Annotated in this window: 19 protein-coding genes; 8 read left to right on the top strand and 11 right to left on the bottom strand. The window is 71.7% G+C overall.

Translation table 11 applies throughout. From position 1 onward, the window contains the following. Positions 1 to 17 precede the first annotated feature (17 nt). Positions 18 to 887 (top strand): universal stress protein, encoded by an 870-nt coding sequence (locus ACFYZR_RS28855; protein ID WP_391915420.1) that lies wholly within the window; start codon positions 18 to 20, stop codon positions 885 to 887. Between the two features lie 23 nt (positions 888 to 910). Here the strand turns inward: ACFYZR_RS28855 and ftsH are convergent, their stop codons facing one another. After that, complete coding sequence (ftsH, locus tag ACFYZR_RS28850; protein ID WP_391915417.1) at positions 911 to 2,716, bottom strand: ATP-dependent zinc metalloprotease FtsH; 1,806 nt, start codon at positions 2,714 to 2,716, stop codon at positions 911 to 913. Positions 2,717 to 2,993: 277 nt separating this feature from the next. On the opposite strand from ftsH, the gene ACFYZR_RS28845 reads away from it, so the two are divergent. From ACFYZR_RS28845 to ACFYZR_RS28835, 3 genes are all read left to right on the top strand, one after another. Further along, positions 2,994 to 3,881 carry a universal stress protein gene (locus ACFYZR_RS28845; RefSeq protein ID WP_391915549.1) on the top strand — a complete coding sequence of 296 codons (888 nt, stop codon included), beginning with the start codon at positions 2,994 to 2,996 and terminating at the stop codon, positions 3,879 to 3,881. Between the two features lie 83 nt (positions 3,882 to 3,964). Further along, positions 3,965 to 5,221 carry a hypothetical protein gene (locus tag ACFYZR_RS28840; protein ID WP_391915414.1) on the top strand — a complete coding sequence of 419 codons (1,257 nt, stop codon included), beginning with the start codon at positions 3,965 to 3,967 and terminating at the stop codon, positions 5,219 to 5,221. A gap of 152 nt (positions 5,222 to 5,373) precedes the next feature. Beyond that, a complete protein-coding gene (locus ACFYZR_RS28835; RefSeq protein WP_391915412.1) occupies positions 5,374 to 6,354 on the top strand; it encodes a tectonin domain-containing protein in 981 nt (326 codons plus the stop codon). 219 nt (positions 6,355 to 6,573) lie between these two features. Here ACFYZR_RS28835 and ACFYZR_RS28830 read toward each other — a convergent pair whose 3' ends face one another. Continuing rightward, complete coding sequence (locus tag ACFYZR_RS28830; protein ID WP_391915410.1) at positions 6,574 to 7,245, bottom strand: TetR/AcrR family transcriptional regulator; 672 nt, start codon at positions 7,243 to 7,245, stop codon at positions 6,574 to 6,576. Positions 7,246 to 7,303: 58 nt separating this feature from the next. Between ACFYZR_RS28830 and ACFYZR_RS28825 the strand changes: the two genes are divergently transcribed. Beyond that, positions 7,304 to 8,185, top strand: coding sequence for an SDR family NAD(P)-dependent oxidoreductase (locus ACFYZR_RS28825; protein ID WP_391915408.1), 882 nt, complete (start codon positions 7,304 to 7,306; stop codon positions 8,183 to 8,185). A 406-nt stretch (positions 8,186 to 8,591) separates the two neighbouring features. Here the strand turns inward: ACFYZR_RS28825 and ACFYZR_RS28820 are convergent, their stop codons facing one another. After that, positions 8,592 to 8,990, bottom strand: a complete 399-nt coding sequence (locus ACFYZR_RS28820) for a hypothetical protein (protein ID WP_391915406.1) — start codon at positions 8,988 to 8,990, stop codon at positions 8,592 to 8,594. 285 nt (positions 8,991 to 9,275) lie between these two features. Here ACFYZR_RS28820 and ACFYZR_RS28815 point away from each other — a divergent pair, with 285 nt between their 5' ends. The 3 genes from ACFYZR_RS28815 (at position 9,276) to ACFYZR_RS28805 (ending at position 11,646) form a co-directional block, all read left to right on the top strand. Then, entirely contained in the window at positions 9,276 to 9,650 is a 375-nt protein-coding gene (locus ACFYZR_RS28815) for a hypothetical protein (protein ID WP_391915404.1), read from the top strand. A 34-nt stretch (positions 9,651 to 9,684) separates the two neighbouring features. Further along, positions 9,685 to 10,830, top strand: a complete 1,146-nt coding sequence (locus ACFYZR_RS28810; protein ID WP_391915401.1) for a HEAT repeat domain-containing protein — start codon at positions 9,685 to 9,687, stop codon at positions 10,828 to 10,830. Positions 10,831 to 11,085: 255 nt separating this feature from the next. Continuing rightward, positions 11,086 to 11,646: a LysM peptidoglycan-binding domain-containing protein gene (locus ACFYZR_RS28805; RefSeq protein ID WP_391915398.1), complete on the top strand. Its 561-nt coding sequence runs from the start codon at positions 11,086 to 11,088 to the stop codon at positions 11,644 to 11,646. 60 nt (positions 11,647 to 11,706) lie between these two features. Here ACFYZR_RS28805 and ACFYZR_RS28800 read toward each other — a convergent pair whose 3' ends face one another. From ACFYZR_RS28800 to ACFYZR_RS28765, 8 genes are all read right to left on the bottom strand, one after another. Beyond that, positions 11,707 to 12,264 (bottom strand): hypothetical protein, encoded by a 558-nt coding sequence (locus ACFYZR_RS28800; protein WP_391915396.1) that lies wholly within the window; start codon positions 12,262 to 12,264, stop codon positions 11,707 to 11,709. Between the two features lie 56 nt (positions 12,265 to 12,320). Beyond that, entirely contained in the window at positions 12,321 to 13,454 is a 1,134-nt protein-coding gene (locus ACFYZR_RS28795) for a catalase family protein (RefSeq protein WP_391915393.1), read from the bottom strand. After that, on the bottom strand, positions 13,451 to 14,200 hold the full coding sequence (locus tag ACFYZR_RS28790) for a hypothetical protein (RefSeq protein ID WP_391915391.1): 750 nt from the start codon (positions 14,198 to 14,200) through the stop codon (positions 13,451 to 13,453). The genes ACFYZR_RS28795 and ACFYZR_RS28790 overlap by 4 nt, the downstream gene beginning before the upstream one ends. Then, positions 14,197 to 14,604: a hypothetical protein gene (locus ACFYZR_RS28785; RefSeq protein ID WP_391915388.1), complete on the bottom strand. Its 408-nt coding sequence runs from the start codon at positions 14,602 to 14,604 to the stop codon at positions 14,197 to 14,199. The genes ACFYZR_RS28790 and ACFYZR_RS28785 overlap by 4 nt, the downstream gene beginning before the upstream one ends. Before the next feature lie 145 nt (positions 14,605 to 14,749). Continuing rightward, positions 14,750 to 15,355 carry an ATP/GTP-binding protein gene (locus tag ACFYZR_RS28780; protein WP_391915385.1) on the bottom strand — a complete coding sequence of 202 codons (606 nt, stop codon included), beginning with the start codon at positions 15,353 to 15,355 and terminating at the stop codon, positions 14,750 to 14,752. Further along, the gene (locus ACFYZR_RS28775) at positions 15,342 to 15,710 is read right to left on the bottom strand and encodes a DUF742 domain-containing protein (protein ID WP_391915382.1); all 369 of its coding nucleotides are present in this window, start codon (positions 15,708 to 15,710) and stop codon (positions 15,342 to 15,344) included. Before ACFYZR_RS28775 ends, ACFYZR_RS28780 begins: the two co-directional genes overlap by 14 nt. Next, positions 15,710 to 16,114 (bottom strand): roadblock/LC7 domain-containing protein, encoded by a 405-nt coding sequence (locus ACFYZR_RS28770; RefSeq protein WP_391915379.1) that lies wholly within the window; start codon positions 16,112 to 16,114, stop codon positions 15,710 to 15,712. Before ACFYZR_RS28770 ends, ACFYZR_RS28775 begins: the two co-directional genes overlap by 1 nt. Next, a complete protein-coding gene (locus ACFYZR_RS28765; RefSeq protein WP_391915376.1) occupies positions 16,111 to 18,474 on the bottom strand; it encodes a nitrate- and nitrite sensing domain-containing protein in 2,364 nt (787 codons plus the stop codon). Before ACFYZR_RS28765 ends, ACFYZR_RS28770 begins: the two co-directional genes overlap by 4 nt. Positions 18,475 to 18,712: the final 238 nt, after the last annotated feature.

Genomic DNA, 18,712 nt, shown 5'->3' with positions numbered 1-18,712 from the left:
ATGAGGCGGTGAGCGCGATGGAGCGTCCTGTGGTCGTGGGCGTCGACGGGTCGGACGGCAGCCTCGCCGCCCTGGACTGGGCCGTGGCGGAGGCCGCCCGCCTACGGCTCCCCTTGCGCGTGGTCCACGCGTCGCTGTGGGAACGCTACGAGGGGTCGGCGCCGTCGTTCACCGGTCAACGACCGGAGGAGGAACTGGCGGACCAGCACATCATCGCCTCGTCCGAGGAGCGGGCCCGGCGGCTCTCCCCGGAGCTGCGGGTGGACGCCGTGACCTTGCCGGACGAAGCGGTGACGACGCTGGTGGAGGAGTCGCGCCACGCGGCGGTTCTGGTGACGGGTTCGTCCGGGCGGGGCGCTGTCGCCTCGTTCCTGCTGGGCTCCGTGAGCCTCGCGGTGGCGGGACGTGCCGACTGCCCGGTCGTCGTGGTTCGCGGCGAGGAGCGCAACGTCAAGGGCATGGGCGACCGGGTCGTCGTCGGCGTGGGAGAGGCGGACGAGGCCGCCACGGCCGTGCGGTTCGCCCTGCGCGAGGCCGGGGCCCGCGGGTGCGAGCTCCAGGCCGTACGGACCTGGCGCAGCCCCCCGCCGTCGGCGGACCCCCTGATCGTGCTCGACTCCACCGCCCAGGCCTACGAGGAGCAGGCCACCGCCATCCTGGACGAGGTGCTGGAGGAGGCCATGGCCGAGTACCCGGAGGTGTCGGTCACCCGCACCGTGCTGGAAGGGCCCCCGCACCGGATGCTGCTCGATCCGGCGGCCGACGCCGACCTGCTCGTACTCGGCGCGACCAGGCGGCAGGGCCGGTTCGGCCTGCAGCTCGGCCGGGTCAACCACACCGCGCTGCACCGGGCGGCCTGCCCGGTGGCGGTGGTACCGCATCACTGACCAGGACGGTCATCGGGGTGGGCTCACCCGTCGTCCGGCGGGGTGTTCTCCTCCCGCAGGACGTCCAGCACCACGGACCCGTCGACTGTCTCATGGCCGACGAGCAGCGCGGCCAGCCGGTCCAGGGCGGCCCGGTGGTCGCGCAGCAGGGTCAGGGCCCTGTCCTCGGAGCGGCGGATCATCCGGGCCACCTCCTCGTCGACGATCCGCTGGGTCTGCTCGGAGTAGGGGCGGCGCAGCAGGTCCTCCGGCGGGGTCTCGCCGAGGAACTGCGGCGTGCCCGAGGCGTAGCCGACCGGGCCGAGGGCCGGGGAGAGGCCGAACTCCCTGACCATGCGGGTGGCGATCTGGGTGGCGCCCGCCAGGTCGTTCGCCGCGCCCGTGGAGCCCTCGCCGAAGACGACGAGTTCCGCGGCGCGGCCGCCGAGCCGGACGGCCAGGAGGTCGGTGAGGTAGCTCTCGTTGTAGAGGTGCCGTTCGGCCTCGGGGAGTTGCTCGGTGACGCCGAGCGTCACACCGGCGGGCAGGATGGTCACCTTGGCGACCGGGTCGGCGTGTTCGCACAAGGCGGCGACGAGGGCGTGCCCGGATTCGTGGACCGCGACCGAGTGGCGCTCCTCGGGGAGGAGGGCGTTGGAGGTCTCGCGGCGTCCCAGCAGCACCCGGTCCCGGGCGGTGTCGACGTCGTGGGCCGTGATGACGGCGCGGTCCGCGCGTACGGCGTTGATGGCCGCCTCGTTGACGAGGTTGGCGAGGTCCGCTCCGGAGAACCCGGGTGTGGCGCGGGCGACGGTGCCCAGGTCGACGTCCTGGGCGAGCGTCTTCCCCCGGGCGTGGACCGCGAGGATCGCGGCCCGTTCGTTCTGGTTGGGCAGGGGGACGGTGACCTGCCGGTCGAAGCGGCCGGGGCGCAGCAGGGCGGGGTCGAGGGCGTCGGGGCGGTTGGTGGCGGCCAGGACGACGATGCCGCTGCTCTGGTCGAAGCCGTCCATCTCGGCGAGGAGCTGATTGAGGGTCTGTTCCCTTTCGTCGTTGCCGCCGAGCCGGGTGCCTCCGCCGCGGCGTCCGCCCACGGCGTCGATCTCGTCGATGAAGATGATCGACGGCGCTCGTTTGCGGGCCTCGTCGAAGAGGTCGCGTACGCGTGAGGCGCCGACTCCCACGAACATCTCGACGAAGCCCGAGCCGGTCACCGAGAGGAACGGTACGTCCGCCTCGCCCGCCACGGCACGGGCGAAGAGTGTCTTGCCGGTGCCCGGGGGCCCGACCATGATGACGCCGCGCGGCCCCTTGGCCCCGGCGGCGGCGTAGCGGCCGGGGTTGCGCAGGAAGTCCACGACCTCGCCGATCTCCTGTTTCACTCCGTCGTACCCGGCGACGTCGTCGAAGCCCGTGGTCGGCCGCTCGGCCTCGATGATCTTCGCCCGGGAGCGGCCGATGGCGCTGATGCCGCCGGTGAGGGAGCCCGCCGTCCTGCGGATGCTCCACATGAGGATGCCGATCAGGACGAGGAAGGGCAGCAGGCCCACCAGCACGGACGTCCAGACGCTGCCGCCGCTGCGCGTGGCCGTGATCGTCACGTGCTGGGCCTGGAGTCGCTGTTCGAGGCCGCCGTTGCCCAGGGCCGTGGGAAGTTGCGTGGTGAACTTCTTCCCGTTCTTGAGCGTGCCCTCCACGGTTCCCTTGTCGCCGACGTCCACCGTCCGCACCTGGCCGGCGTCCACCTTGCCGACGAAGTCGCTGTACGAGAGCTGTGCGGCGGCGGGGCCGGAGAGTCCTCGGGCCAGCAGGACCACCAGGAAGAGGTTCAGCAGGATCAGGGGCACCATCCAGCGCCGCCATGGCGACGCGGGAGGCGTCGGGGGCTGGGGCTGCTGCCCGGGCTGCGGCCTGGGTGGCTCCCCCGGCGGCCGGGGCCGTGCCGGAGGCGCCCGGTGCCGGTGCGGCAGCCGAATTCGAGTGATCACCGCCTGCTCCTCCCCTACGAGAGGTACTTCCACGGCGGTCGGCCTCTGGCCTGGCCTCTTCCGCCCGGCATGCAGGGGCCACGCCGCTGCACCAGTATGGGTGACAGCCCCGGAAACCACGACCGGCTGGGAGATGCACATGGTCTCGTCCGCGGACCGCCGACCGGTCGTCGTCGGCGTCGACCCCGACCCCGCCAAGCGCATGGCACTCGCCTGGGCGGCCGACGAGGCGGCACGGCGCCGGGTACCGCTCCGCCTGGTCCACGCCGAGGGAACGCCTACGCGCGGCTACCGCAAGCGCGAGGTCCGGCCGTCCTGGGAGGAATGGAACGAGGCCCTCCATGCGGCCGGGGAGCATGTGCTCCAGGAGGCGGCGGCGTTCGGCGAGACCCGGCAGCCGCGGCTGGAGGTGTCCGGGGTGCTGGCCGAGGGTGACCCGGTGTGGGTGCTGCGCGAGCAGGCGCGGGACGCCGCCGTCCTGGTGGTGGGAGCGCAGCACCTGAGCCGGGTGGAGGAGGCGTTCGGCAGCGCTTCGGTAGCCCTGCCCCTGATGGCCCACGCGTCCTGCCCGGTGGTGGTCGTGCCCGAGCCGGAGCACAGCGCACAGCAGCCGCCGTACTTCGTCGTCGGGGTGGACGGCAGTGCCCACTCCGCCGCGGCCCTCGACTTCGCCTTCGAGGAGGCCGCCCTGCACGGCGCCGCGCTGCGGGCGGTGTACGCGTGGTGGCCGGGGCGCTTCGAGGTGCTGGACGAGGAGGCCTCGCGGCAGGCGTGCGAACGTCTGCTCTCCGAGACGGTGGCCGGCCGCACCGCGACGCACCCCGGAGTGGAACTCCGGCAAGAACTCCTGACCGGCCACCCCGTCGAGACGCTGACCAAGGCGTCCGCCCAGGCCCTGGGCCTGGTGGTGGGCACCCGGGGCCACGGCGGCTTCACCGGCATGGTCCTCGGCTCCGTGAGCCAGGGCGTGCTCCACCACGCGCGGTGCCCCGTCATCGCCGTCCCGCACCCGCCCGCCCCGGAGTGAGCGCGGGCCGCTTCGCCCGGGCGGGCAGGCATCCGCGGTGCGGGACGCGTGGCGGCGGGGCCGTGCAGGAGGGAGTACCACGAATGTCTGACATCCGGCCGACGGCGACAGGCCCCCCGGCCGTGCCGCCGGGAGGCCTCGCGACCCTGCTGCGCGCGGCCGGGGCGTGCGCCGGGGCGGCGCCCGCGGTCGTGATGCGCCTCACCGGTACCGAGCCGGGCCCGGTGGCGGGGATCGTGGTCTTCGGCCTGGGTGTCCTGTCGGCGGCGGTGCTGCTCATGTGGGCGGCGGAGACCGCGCGGGTGGACATCTCCGGGCCGCTCGCGCTCGCCCTGCTGGCGTTCATCGCGGTGCTGCCGGAATACGCCGTCGACCTGTACTTCGCCTACACCGCGGGCAGTCGCCCCGAGTACACGGCGTACGCGGCGGCCAACATGACCGGCGCCAACCGGCTGCTGGTGGGCGTCGGCTGGCCCCTCGTGGCCCTGGCCGCCTGGTTCGCCGCGCGCAGGCGGCGCGTTCCGCCGGGGATCGGGCTGCGCGCGCACCGGCTGATCGACGTGGCGTTCCTCGGCGCGGCGGCGCTGGTGGCCTTTGTGATGCCGCTGACCAGGGAGATCTCCTGGCTCCTGGCTGTCGTGCTGATCGCCTGGTACGCGTACTACCTGTTCCGGATCAGCCGGTGCGGCGAGACGGACGAGGAGGAGCTGATCGGTGTGCCCGCCCGGCTGGCCCTGCTGCCGGGCGGTGCGCGCAAGACCGTCACGGTGCTGGTCTTCGCCGTCGCGGCCGGGGTGGTCTTCTCCTGCGCCGAGCCGTTCGCGACCTCGCTCGTCGAGGCCGGGGCGTCGTTGGGCATCGACCGCTTCCTGCTCGTGCAATGGCTGGCGCCACTGGCCTCCGAGGCCCCCGAACTGATCGTCGCCGTGGTCTTCGCCTGGCGGCTGCGCGGCGACGACGGACTCGGCGCGCTGCTCTCCAGCAAGGTCAACCAGTGGACGCTGCTGGTCGGCTGTCTCCCGCTGGCGTACCTGGCGGGCGGCGGAGGGGCGGCGCTGCCCCTGGTGGAACGTCAGGTGGACGAGGTCTTCCTGACGGCGGCGCAGACCGTCCTGGCGGTGGTGCTCCTGCTCGACCTGCGGTTCCTGCCGTGGAAGGCGGCTTTGCTCTTCGTCCTGTTCGGCGTGCAGTTCGCGCTGCCGGGCGAGAACGCCCGGCTGGTGCTGAGCTGGGTCTACCTGGGGCTGTCCCTCCTGCTCGTCCTGCCCGCCACGCGGCGGCGGGCACTCCTACCCGCCGCCCGGGCCCTGACCGGCCGGATCGAGGGCGACCCGCACTGAGCACCGGCCCCGAGCGGCGAGGCGTTCACCGCCCCGTCGATCGGCTGGAAAGCACTGTCGGTCCGGCTGTGCAGGAGCCGCGGCACCGTTATACGGTGCGCGTGCCCCGATCCCGTGGGTGTTCCGTTCCTCGGTCAGGAAAGGACAGTCGCATGGGCAAGAGGTACAGACGCGCTCTTCAACTGTTCGGCGCCCTGGTGCTCGTGGTCGCCGCACCGACCGTCGCCGCACCGGGCGTCGCCACGGCGGCCGGCTCCGCCGACCGTACGGCCGCGATCGTCTTCGGTTCCTCCGTCGCCGCGGCCCGCAACGTGGACGGCCGGCTCGAACTCTTCGGAACCAACAGCGGTGACGCCGTCTTCCACCGCTACGAGACCAAGGGCGCCACCGGCGACTGGTCGCCCTGGGCACAGTTCGACGGCGCCTTGCGCGCGGTGGCCGCCGAGACCAACGCCGACGGCCGGATGGAACTGTTCGGTGTCAACGGCGCCGGGAACATCTTCCACCGCTGGCAGACCATCGCTGCCGGAGGCCCCTGGTCCGGGTGGGAGCAACTGGACGGCAACCTCACCTCCATCGCCGCCGCCCGCAACGCGGAGGGCCGCATCGAGCTCTTCGGGACCAACAGCGCCGGTGGGATCTACCACCGCTCGCAGACCTCCATCGGCGGCTCGTGGTCGGCCTGGGAGCAGTTCGACGGCGCCCTGACCCAGGTGGCCGCCGCCACCAACGCGGACGGCCGGGTCGAGGTCTTCGGCGTGAACAGCGCGGGGTACATCTACCACCGCTATCAGACGTCCATCCGCGGCTCCTGGTCCGGGTGGGAACAATTGGACGGCAACCTCACCTCCATCGCCGCCGCCCGCAACGCGGACGGCCGGCTGGAGATCTTCGGCGCCAACTCCGGTGACGCGGTGTTCCACCGCTGGCAGACCGTCCCGGCCGCCGGACCGTGGTCGCCCTGGGCACAGTTCGACGGTGCCCTGACCCAGGTGGCCGCCACCACCAACATGGACGGCCGCATCGAGCTCTTCGGTGTCAACCGGGGCGGTGCCGTCTTCCACCGCTGGCAGATTCCCACCGGCAACGGCTGGTCCGGATGGGCGCAGTTCGACGGCGCCCTGCGACCCTGAGGAGCCGGCACACCCGCCTGAGCCCCAGGGGGCCGTCCGCCACGCGACCCGTGTCGCCGGCGGCCGGCCCCGCTGTCACCGGTGACCACATTGCCGGTGCACGCGCTGACCCGCCTTGCGCACGGGGCATGCGGCCGCCGTGGGCTCACTTCACCCCGGGCGGAGCCGGAGCCGACCTCGTCGGCGGCACGTTCACGGAGCGGAGAGTGACACCTTCGCCTACCCGGCTTCGCTGCCGGCGTCGTAGCCCCGGAGCATCGCGCCCAGGATGCCGGTCAGCCGAGGGGCGACGTCGACGACGGCGTGGGCGAGATCCGGGTCCGACTCGTAGAGGCGGCGCAGTTCGGTTCCCGGGGCGGCCATCTGCCACAGCGCTCCCGCCATCGCCGTGGCCGTGGCGACGACGTCGCCGGCCTGTGCCGGGCTCAGCGGGACGACCCGGCACAGTGCCTCGCCCACGGCCCCGACCTCGGCGATGGCCGTCAGCTTGAAGCACCGGACGCTCTCCAGCGAGACGTTGCGCTCGAGGTTCATCGGCGTATGGGCCAGCAGGTCGCAGAACAGGGGCCGCGCCACCAGCGACTCGGCCAGCAGACCGGCGACGGCGTGCCGGTCCGTGCCGGGCGTCGCACCGTCGAGCCGCTCGCGGACCGCGCGCGACCACTCCATCCACCCGGCGGCGGCCAGGCGGAGGAAGATCTCCTCCCGGGTCTCGAAGTAGCGGAGCATCGCCGACTTGTGCATGCCGACCTCTACCGCGATGTCGGTCAAGGTCACCGCCCGGATGCCGCTCGTCATGGCCAGCCGGGCCGCCGCGTCGAGGATCGCGGCCTCGCGGGCGCGCTTGGCCTCGGGACTCCGGGCTCTTGTGGACTGACTGCGGGTGGCCATACGCGCATCCTAACGCAACCAGGTTGCACTATTAACGCAACCGTGTTTTGCTATCTGTATGGCAACCCAGACGTGGTTCATCACCGGCTCCTCCCGCGGCTTCGGCCGCTCCCTCACCCTCGCCGCCCTGCAGGCGGGCGACCAGGTCGTCGCCACCGCCCGCAGGCCGGAACAGATCGCCGGCCTGGTCGAGCGGTTCGGCGACAAGGTCCTCCCGGTCGCGCTCGACGTGACCGACCCCGCCGCGGCCGCCGCCGCGCTCGGCGCCGCCCGGGACCGCTTCGGCCGCGTCGACGTGGTCGTCAACAACGCCGGCTACGCGAACCTCGCCCCGGTGGAGACCGCTCCGGAGGACGATTTCCGCCGCCAGTTCGAGACGAACTTCTGGGGCGTGTACAACGTCTCGAAGGCCGCCCTGCCTCTGCTCAAGGCGCAGGGCGGGGGCGTCGTCGTCCAGTTCTCCTCCATCGGCGGCCGGGTCGGCGGCAGCCCCGGCCTGGGCTCCTACCAGGCGGCCAAGTTCGCCATCGACGGCCTCACCCGCGTACTCGCCACCGAGACCACGCCATTCGGCATCCGTTACATGGTGGTCGAGCCCAGCGGCTTCGCCACCGACTGGGCCGGCGCCTCCATGGACGTCCAGGACGTCCCGCCGGAGTACCAGGAGACCGTCGGCGCCTTCCACAACCGTGCCGGCCGCGGCCTGGCCGCCGGCGACCCGGACCGTGCCGCAGAGATCCTGGTACGCGTGGTCAAGCGCGACCACCTCCCCACTCACCTGCCCCTGGGCGCGACCGCGGCCCGAATGGCACTCGAATACTCACGGCAGCAGATCGCCGAGGCCGGGGCCTGGCAGGCAGTCTCCGTCTCCGCCGACTTCGGCGCGGAATACCCCGTCGGGTTCCCGGCCGACACCGAACAGACCGGCCGCGCCGCATAATCCGACCGGAACGAGGTGGGCACGCACCTCGGCGCGCATGGCCACCGGGTGGTGACGCCGGAGCCGCCGCCCGATGTCGCGGACGCCCTCAAGCCTCACTACGAGGCCGTTCTCGTCGCGCACTCGATGAGCGGCCTGGTGGCACCACGGGCAACCCGGCGGCCCGCTCCCTCGTCCTGCGGCCCGGCACGACCGAACCGATGCGGGAACACATCCCCCGGATACGGCGCGACGAGCTCGGCCGTTCGTCCCTGCGCTCGTCCCTGGACGCCACCGCGACCGCCGGTCTCTTCCACCACGACCGCGCCCCGGACCGGCGGCTGGTGCGGCGCGGCCCGGCCCGCGTAGAAGCCGACGCGGCCCGCCCGCTGGGCCCGCCGGGGGCCCGGCGGAGCGCCGGCCCGGCTCAGTATCCGGGGACCGAGCCCGGCTCCGGGAGGCTTCCCTCCGGCAGGCCGCGCCTCGCCCCCGTGGTCATGGCGCGCCCGATGGACTGTCCCGCCGATCCCGCCGTCCCTCCGATGAACCGCTGGACGCCGGATGTCGTCCCGCTCAGGGTGCCGCCACCCGCTCGACCGAGCGCGGGCAGGGTCCTCCCGAGATCGCCGCCCGCCACGCGGCCCAGTTCCGCTGTCGTCTTCCGCAGGGCGTTGTCCGCCGTCGCGGTCACCGTTTCCGGGTCGATGCCCGCGCCGGCCATGCCGACACCCACCCCGTCCTCCGCATGGGCGACGGCGCCCGGGCCGGTGGCGCCCGCGCTCAGCGCGGCCGCGGTCAGGACGGTCAGCGCGAGGACTCGTCGCATCCGGACTCCTTCAGTCAATTCCGGCAAGACAGGTCTTTGCGGCAAGAACGAGCCGGAGCGGCTCCCGGACACGTCACCCGTTCGCCACCCCCGGCATCCCCGCCATTCCCGCCATTCCCGCCGCCAAGGTCGCCGGCCGGCGCGGGCCGGCAGCGTGGAACCCGCATTCCGAACGCTCCCGTCCGTGGGAAACGCGGTGGCGTCTCCGCACGACCGCCGCATACGGTGCCGCTCATGGATGCCGCACAGTTCACCGGACTCTCTCGTCCGGTCCGAGGAGTGAAGGTGTATTCCCGTCAGACGCTCGGCGCGTGCGTGCCGACCTTCGGACGGGCGGAGCTCGACTTCGAGCCACTGCTCGAAGGCGAGGAGTCCTTCTGCGAGTTCGCCCGCGACCCCCGGCCGGAGCGTATGGCGGAGTACGAGCGAGCGCTCGTCCAAGGCGTGCTGGAGGGGCTGGCCTCCCCCACCCCGGAGACCGGTTGCGCGGGACCGGTGAGCGCTCGCGTCGTCGTGCGCGACCTGATCTGGCACTGGACCGACTCCTGCGACCAGGTGTTCCTCGAACTGGGCGCCCTCGCGGCACGAGAGGCGCTGCGCTGCGTGACGGAGGACCGCGCGCCACAGCCGATCGAGACGAAGGTACGTCTGTTCGTCTGACCGCCCCACCTTGGGCGAGTAAGCCGCTTTCGACATGTCAAGCGAACAATCGACCGATTCCGGCCAGTCGAAGAGTCGGCTCCACGACCAGGCGGAGGGCGCGTCGCCCCTGCTGCTCGCGGTCGACCGCGGTGACTACGAGTTCGTCACGAACCACCCGGTCCCGTACGGACCGGGGCCGGGTACAGAGGGACGGCGAGCCCTGGACCTCGCACGATACTGGTGCGAGGCAGGGGCCGAAGCCGAACTGCGGCGCAGATCCGGGGTGACGGGACCGGCGGAACGGATGGCCGTGCGACATGATGGCGACTGGGTGTCGCATGAGTTGTCCCTTGGAGGCCTCAAAGTCCGCACCGGGCATGCCGCGATCCTCACCTACCTGGAGTCGAAGTACGGGATCGCGCCCTCCTTCGAGGAGCTGAAGCACCGTGCGCTGGCCGAGGGGGACGTCGAGCACGTGGTGTGGCTGGAGACCACGTCTGTGCTGTGGCAGCGGCAACTGCGCACTCCCACGGATCCGAATGCCGTCTGGAACGCGGCAGCCGCCCTCGCCGACAGTCCGGATCCCCTGGAGCGGCGCTTCGGCGCCGACGTGCTGTACTGCATAGACCTCTTCGACGAGAGCGACGACTTCCCCTTCGACGGACCGTTGGGGAATCTCTTCCTGTCCTGGGCGGCACGGGAGGAAGACTCCCGTGTGCTGCGGGTCCTCGCCAACGGCCTCTCGGGCACCAGCGCCCGGGCCGTGCCACTGCTGACGGCGCTGACGCGCCACGCCGATCCCCACGTGCGCGCGGGGGCGGTCAGTGGGCTGTCGTTCCCGGTGAACGCCGGGGACGAGGAGGCTGTGGCGGCCGTCGTGGAACGCGCGCGTGATGAGGTGCCCGCGGTCCGCCGCTCCGCGTGCCAGGTCCTGGGAGCCGTGCCCGCCGGCCATCCGGACATCACCGTGGCCCACACCCCTGCCGGCCCCCTGCGCCTGGACACCCTTGCCGCTTGCTTGAGCGACGAGGAGGAGGACGTACGGGTCACAGCGGCATTCGGACTCGGCATGAGCGACGACCCGCGCGCCGACGACGTGCTGCGCCTCTATGAAGGCCTCGGCGAGGACTCGTCGTACCACTGGGAGCTGTACAGCGTGTGGGCCCGCCGTCGACGGCGGGAACAGGAGGGTTTCTGAAAGGCCTGTCTCCGGTGCAGGTTCGAGCGGTCCATATACCGCATACTGCGGGGCTGCTCATGGACGGTCGGAGGAGAGGGCGGTCCACGAATCGGTGAACTGCGCGCGATGCCTGCGGACCGCCTCGCAGCGAGCGGTAACGTTCGCGGACGATGGCGGGACGACGGCGGACGACGGCGAGTGCGGTTCCCCGCTGTCGATGCACGAGGCGACGACGCGCGACGAAGCGAATCCCCTTCTCCGAAAGGAACGTTCATGGGTGACACGCTGTACGTGGGCGAGGAACTCGGTCTCGGCCAGTCCCTGCAGGGCGGCGCCTACACGCTGACGCTGCAGACCGACGGCAACCTGGTGCTCTCCGAGCCGGGCGGCGGCGTCGTGTGGGCGACCGGCACCCACGAGCAGGAAGTCCGGCAAGCCGTGCTCCAGGAAGACGGCAACTTCGTGCTCTACACCGACGACGGCCCGGTGTGGGCCACCGACACCGACGGCAAGGACGCCGACCGGCTGATCGTGCAGGCCGACCGCAACGTGGTGCTGTACTCCAAGGACGACATCCCCCTGTGGGCGTCCGACACCGACACGGACAACCCCCTCGTCGTCGACGAACCGGCCACGGACCCCGTCACCGACGACGTGCCCGTGCCCCCGCCCACCCTCGAGGCGCGCACCTACACCGTCGAACCCGGCGACACCCTGTGGGCCGTCGCCGAACGCTTCTACGGCGACGGCAACCGCTACCGCGACATCGCCGCCGCCAGCGGCATCGACGACCCGGACGTGGTGGACGTCGGCCAGGTGCTCACGATTCCGTGATCCCGGGCTGCCGGTCCGGCCTGCCATGACCTGCCACGGCCTGCCATGAAGTGGGGGTCGTCAGGCCTGGACGGCGTCCAGCAGCTTGTCGAGCGCGGCGGCCACCGCAAGGCTCTTGGCGATGTCCCTGGGACTGGCTTCCGGGTTCGGGCCGCCGTACCAGACGTCGGCCTGTACCTGGTACTTCGCGATGTAGGGGATCGCGTCGTCGGAGGCCAGGCCCGGGTAGCCGACCGCGACGTCGGTGAACATGTAGTCGATCCAGGGGGTGGCGAAGCGGATGACGTCGACGACGTAGGGCTTGAATTCGTCGCTGTAGGTCGCGCAGAAGAGGACCTGTCGGCCGTCGTCGACGAGCGCGACACGGAGGTCGTGGACCGTCCCGAGGCGGCTCTCCCAGTAGGGCGCCTCGATGCAGGCCTTCTCCGCGCGCTCCCGGAAGACGGCGGGCCCGGTGGGCTGGATGACGGGTGCGAGCAGGGTGAACTCGGAACGGTTCACCGCTCGCAGGCCGACACCGTCGGTCTGTGTGCGCGGGTGCTGGAAGTGCTCGGCGATCTCCTCGACCGGTACGTCCGGGGAGATCGGCCGGTAGGTCGACGGGTCGAAGTCGTACATCTGGGTTCCCTTTCGGCAGGATTCGACAGGAGGACGTCAGGAGACATCAGGAGACGTCAGGACCGGTCGGGAAGCACGTCGGCCGCCGTGGCCGGTTCGGCGCGGTGCTGGCCGTTCAACTCGTGCCGCAACACGGACGAGTGCCGGTACACCTCCTTGCGGACGGTCTGGATCGCGCCGATCGGTACGTGCTCCGGAGGGCAGCGCCACGGAGTGAACGAGAGGGCGTCGGCGGCGGCGAGGTTCTCCTCGGCGCCGATGTCCTGGCGGGGGAAGCGGAGTCTGGCGACCGTCACGAACGGGGACTCGTGTTCCTCCCATTCGACGGTGAGGTCGTCGACGGGCATGGTCTCCAGGGACGCGCACAGCTGCACCTGGAAGTCGAACTCGTACGAGGACCGGGCGAGCTCGCCGACCAGGGCGGGCCGGAAGACCTCGTCCCCGCTCGCCGGGTCGAGGTCGCGGGCCCGTACGCCGGCCGCCGACCCGTCCGTCGGGCGGACGCGCAGTTTGGCGATGTAGTCGCCGTGGCGCACCGCGCCCATGGAGAAGAACGAGCTGAGGAGGAGGTTCTGCCAGCGGGCCCGCGCACCCAGCCGCAGCATCGCACCGAGCTCGTCCCAGGCCCACTCCTCCGGCGGCAGCGTGCCGTACCCGGTGACCCAGTCGTAGTACATCCGGTGGTTGCCCCGACGGCCGTCGAGGCGGTACTTCGGCAGATCGATGAAGAGTTTCGCCAGGAAGGTGTAGTGGGCGGCGGTATTGCAGAAGAAGACCGGCCCGTTGATCATGTTGAAGTCCATGGTGTGGCTCGTGGCCTCGTCCGGCAGGGTGGTGGAGGAGTCCACCCCGAAGACCTTGGTGGCCATGCCCACGACGTTGCCGAGCATCCGGTCGGCGCCCAGATGGGACAGCCCGTTGGAGTAGCGGACGAGCGCGTCGTGCGTCCCGGGCCTGCCGTAGACGCCCTGGGCGTACTCGGGCGGGACGCCGTCGAGGATCTCGAACGTGCCGCGTACCAGTCCGTACGCCTTCGCGTGGGCGAAGCGGACCGCGCGGTTCTCGCCCTCGCCCGCCACCGAGCCCTTCTCGAACTCCTCGATGACGTCGATGACCTGCCGCAGGTGACGGTCGAAGTCCGGTTCCGGCGGCACGACGTCGGGTGAGTACCGCACAGGGGTGAAGGTCATCCTGGATGGCGCCACGGGGCGTCCTCCGGTCTCGACGAGGGTTGCGAGGTGGGTTGCGTGGAGGGTTGCGTGGTGGACGGTTCCCCGGCCGGGTCGGGCAGCGTGGCGAGCCACTCGAGCGCGGTGGGGCCGGGCAGGAAGCAGTACTCGCCACCGCGCACGGTCACGAACCGGGGCAGCCCGGTGAGCCGGCGGCGGACCGGCGTGGCCGGGATGACGTGCACGCCGCTCCCGTCGCTGTCGCCGACCAGCGGGTCCCGCTCGGTGCCGAGGCCCGCGAAGTCACCGTCGTTGAGCCACACCTGCTGCACGAACTCGAACTGACGGGACAGGCTGGCGCCCATGAAGACGAAGATGATCCCGCGCTCCACGCCGTCGTCCTCGGGCGAGCGGGCGTTGTCGCGCACGTACCGGCGGAACCCGGCGACGTCGGTGTGCAACTGCCGGAATGCCAGATAGCAGCCGTTGCGGCCGAGCACGTCCGGGGCGGGCCCCTTGGGCGGCGTCCCCGACTCGTCCGGGTAGCCGAAGACGAACTCGCCCGGCTGGACGGCGTCCTGACCCGGCAGCGGCTGATCGGCGCTGCCGACCAGATACGGGCCGGAGATGCCGTCCCGGAACCCGAAGTGCTCGCGCCCGGTGACCGGGACGCCGATGTCCAGTCGGTAGACCAGGCTCACCCCGGCCAGGCGCCCGGCCGCGTCCACCGGCTCGCGCAGCCCTTCGGGGGCTCGCGCGATGATCATGACCCCGATGTGGACATCGGGGCCGCCCAACGGGGGGGGACCCAGTGGCCGGGGTCATTGGCGCCGAGGTCGCCGAGCACCTCCTTGCGGGCGGCCATGCCGGCCCGGAACTCCTCGGAGAAGGAGGCGAGCGAGTCCTGCGGCACACCCAGCCGGGCCAGCCCCCGATAAGTGAAGGCGATGTTGAGGGTGAACGGGCGGGGCCGCTCCCAGTCCACCGCGCTGGTGACCTTCGGCAGGACCTCGCGCAGCGACCGTTTCGTCGCGGCCGGGTCCTCGATCCGGTACAGCAGGTAGACGCCGTGGTAGTCGTCCGGGCGACGCCGCAGCACGGTGCCCTGGATGTCGTCCAGTTCCAGGGCCGGCGCCGTCACCGGCCCCGCGCCCTGGCCGAGTCCGCTCACCCTCGCGGGTCGGACTGCCGGGTGGCGGCAAGCATCCGGGGACCTCCTCCGCATTTCATAAATACGGACATACTATGCACCGTGGGTGTCGGTCCCGGCGGGAATCCCCGCACCGTGTCGCGATGGTGACGCCGGCCGACTGTCGTCAGACAAGCGCGGTGACGCGCGCCCGGGCGATGACTCGCTCCAGCAGCGAGAGCAGGCAGCCGCGGACGTCCTCGCGGGAGCGGGCGTCGAGCAGGAGGACGGGGGTGTCCGGGTCCCTCAGGTGGAGGGCCGCCCTGATCTCCTCGGCGGTGTACGCCTGCTCGCCGTCGAAGCAGTTCGCGCCGACGACGAACGGCAGTCCGCGGTTCTCGAAGAAGTCGATGGCGGCGAAGCCGCGGTCCAGCCTCCGGGTGTCGACCAGGACGATCGCCCCGAGCGCCCCGTTCAGCAGGTCGTCCCACATGAACCAGAAGCGTTCCTGGCCCGGCGTGCCGAAGAGGTACAGGACCACTCCGGCGTCGGTGAGGGTGAGGCGGCCGAAGTCCATCGCGACGGTGGTCGCCGTCTTGCCCTCGATGCCGTCGAGGTCGTCGACGCCGACGCCGGCGGACGTCAGCCGCTCCTCGGTGCGCAGCGGATCGATCTCGGAGATCGCCTCGACCAGAGTCGTCTTGCCGACTCCGAAGCCCCCGGCTATGAGGATCTTGACGGGGGACGCCTCCGGTGCGGCGGCGGTGTCATGGGCGGGGTCATAGCCGGGCAAGGTTGTCCCTGATTTTCATGAGCAGGTGGACATTGGAGGTCTCGGAGGCGTCCAGCGGCGGCCGGTGGCGGATCAGGCCGCGCTCCAGGAGCTCGCCGAGGAGGACCACCATGGGAGTCAGACGCATCCGCATCCGGGCGGCGATCTCGGCGACGGCCCGTCCGCTCGGCGGCGGGCACATGGCGAGGATCTCCTGCCACTCGGTGGGCAGACCGCCGTGACCGTGGCCCGCGTCGGCGGTCGCCGTGATCACGGTGTCCATCGTCAGGCCGTGCCGGGACGCGGCGGTACGCCCGTCGGTGAGGGCGTACAGCCGCGTCCGGCGGCGCCGTCCGGGCTGGGGGGCGGCCGTCATTACGCGGTGGGCGCCTGGGAGCGCTCGGGGGTGCCCAGCCACTCGCCGAGCGCCTGCGCGGCGCGGACCGTCTCACCGCCCAGTTCGCCGAGGCGGGCCTTGCGGGAGGCCACCACGATCAGCGTGCTGCCCGATCCGCACCCGACGATGCACAGGTACCGCTCGTCCATCTCGACGAGCTGGCGGATCACTCCGCCGCCGTCGATCTCCCGCGAGATGGCCTTCATGGTGGAGGCGATGCCGGAGGCCGCCGCGGCGACCCTCTCGGCCTGGTCCCGCTCCAGCATGTAGGCGCTGAGTTTGAGCCCGTCGTTGGAGAGGAGCACGGCTCCCTGGATCCCCGCGATCCTGCTCAGGTTGTTGTCCAGGATGCTGTAGATCGCATCGTTCTGTGTCGTCGTCATGGCTGGTCCTGTCGGAGCTCGAGTTCCACTTGCCTGGTGCTGTCTTCGTAGTCCGCCCAGGCGTCGGCCACCTCTTCGGGTGTGGCGGCGTCCTGGCCCACGGGTTCGGCCGCACGCGGCTCGCGGAGCCGCTGGGTCATATGGGTCTGGGGGACGCGCTCGGGGAGGGCCGGCCGGCCGGGGGCGTCCCCGGAGCCGGACCGGGACGGTGTCTGCGGTGTCTGCGGTGTCTGTGCTGCCGCTGGCACCTCCGGCGCCGTGTTCCCGGCCTGCCGCGCCTGTTCCTTCCGCCGGCGGCGCGGCAGTCCCGCAGCGCCGGGAGCGGGGTGGTCCACGGGAGCGGGGTCGTCCGCCGGCTCACCGGCCCGCTGCCGTGCGACGAGCTTCGGCCGCAGCTCCTCGGCGGGCCGCGGCACGGGCACGGACTCCTCGACCGGCTCGGCGGACTCCTTGGCCGGCCCGTCCACCGCGGTGCCCTTCCGGGTCGGCACGAGGTGCTCACCCGGGACGATCACCACGGCGGACGTTCCGCCGAACGCCGAGCGGCGCAGTGTGACCGTCGCCCCGAGCTGGTCGGCGAGGTGGCCGACCACGAACAGGCCGAGCCGGTGGGCGTTGCTGGCCAGCACGGAGTACGGCGGGGCCGAGTGGAGCCGGCCGTTCATCTCCTCGTACCGCTCGGTGGTCACCCGTGGGCCGCGGTCCTCGACCTCGACGCAGAGGCCGTCACCGACCAGTTCGGCCCGGATGGCGACCCTCGCCGTCGGCGGGGAGAAGCGGGTGGCGTTGTCCAGCAGCTCTGCCAGGAGGTGGCTGAGCTGGCTGATCACACCGGCTTCGACACTGGTCTCGTCCATGGCGTGCCGGTCGATGCGCCGGAAGTCCTCGACCTCGGCGGCCGCCTCCCGCAGCAGGTCGGCGATGCGCATGGGCTCCATGTGCGGGTCGGGGATCTCGCCGCCCGCCAGGATGAGCAGGTTCTCGATCTGCCGCCGCATGCCCACCGTGAGCTGATCGGACCTCATGAGCTCGGCGAGGAGCGCCTCGTCCTGGCCGAAGGCGTCCTGGATGTGCTCGGTGAGGGCGAGCTGCCGGCTGACCAGGTTCCCGGTCCGTGCGGCGATGCCGGACGCGAACACGCTGAAGCCCTCGCGCTCGTCGGCGAGCTTGCGGTGTCCCTCGACGGACACGGCGACGACGTGGGCGAAGGCGTCGCTGATCCGTCCGACCTCGTCCTGATCGCCCCTGGGCTGCGGCAGTGCGTCGGTGCCGACGGCCTCTCCGCGCTGGAGGCGGTCCACGACGTCCGGCAGGGTCTTCTCGGCGACCGCGACCGTGCGGTCGTGGAGACGGCGCAGGCGGCGCAGGACCGAACGCGTGGTGAAGACCACGACGGCGACGACCAGCAGGAGGGCGGCGCCACTGGCGGCCACCAGGAGGACGACCTGGTTCTCCAGCTCCGCCGCCCGGTCGTCGGCGTGGGCGAGCAGCTCCCGCAGCTCGCTCTCGTCGAGGGTGTTCAGCTGGGCGGAGAAGGTGGCGTAGGCCGCCCGCCAGTCGCTGACGTCCGGCGGCAGCACGACGCCGGAGGGGACGTCCCGGTGTTCGGAGACGACCGCCTTCTCGATGCGGGACTTGGTCTGCCAGGCGTTCGAGGTGAGGATCCGCTGGAGGGCGTCCTGGTCGTCGAGGGGCAGATCGAGGGTGACCGTGTCGTACAGGTAGTCGCTCGCGCCGACGGCTTGGACGAATTCACCGAACCTGGCGGACGTCAGCTTTCCGGAGGGGCCCGCCAGCGCGAGGATGGCGTCCTCGCGAGCCACCACCTCCGCCGCCGAGAACAGGGCCACGAGCGATGTCGTCTCCTGTGTGAGCGCGCCGTCGTCGACGTGGTTGAAGTCTCCGAAGCAACGGATCGTTCCGCTGATCACGTCGGTGTAGTAGTCGACGGTGTCGTCCGGGCTGCCGTGGCGCGCGTCGGCGCGTTCGCGCTGGGCGCCCAGGTCGGCCAGTCGCCCGGCGACGTCGCGGAGGCGGTCCTTCGCCCGGTCGGAGTGGAGCTGGTCGGGGTCCGAAGACTTCAGGAACACGGTCACGGCCCGGTCGGTCTCGGCCCGGCGGTCACGCACATCGGCCGCGGGCACGGGGGTGCCCGACCACCAGGCGGCGGTGATCGCGCGCTCCTCCTGAAGCCTGGTCATGAGCTGGTACAGGGGTACGCCGGTCTGCCGGCCGGCCACCACGTCCTTGCGCAGGTGCCGGGACTCCTGGACCGACCGGTCGGAGCTGATGAGGACCTGGACGCCCATCGCCACGGTGGGCACCACCGCGAGCCAGACGAGCAGGGTACGCAGGCGCACGACCCGTCGTCGGCTTCTTCGCGCCGGCTCGCCCGCCGACTCGCCGACCGGCTCGCCCACCGGTTCGCCCGGGCCTTCGGATCCTGTGGGAGTCATCAGTCCTCGTCAAACACAGCCGACCGTTTCGAAGTGAGTGCCGATCATAACCAGCCAAGTTTCAGTCAGGTCGGTGGAGGTTGCGCACAGGATTGGTAAAGGCGCTCAAGAGACGCTCATGGCTGTTTGCGACGATTGCCGA

It is taken from the genome of Streptomyces sp. NPDC001678 (genome assembly GCF_042892945.1).
Classification (GTDB): Bacteria; Actinomycetota; Actinomycetes; order Streptomycetales; family Streptomycetaceae; genus Streptomyces.
This window is presented reverse-complemented; position numbering and strand designations above follow the sequence as displayed.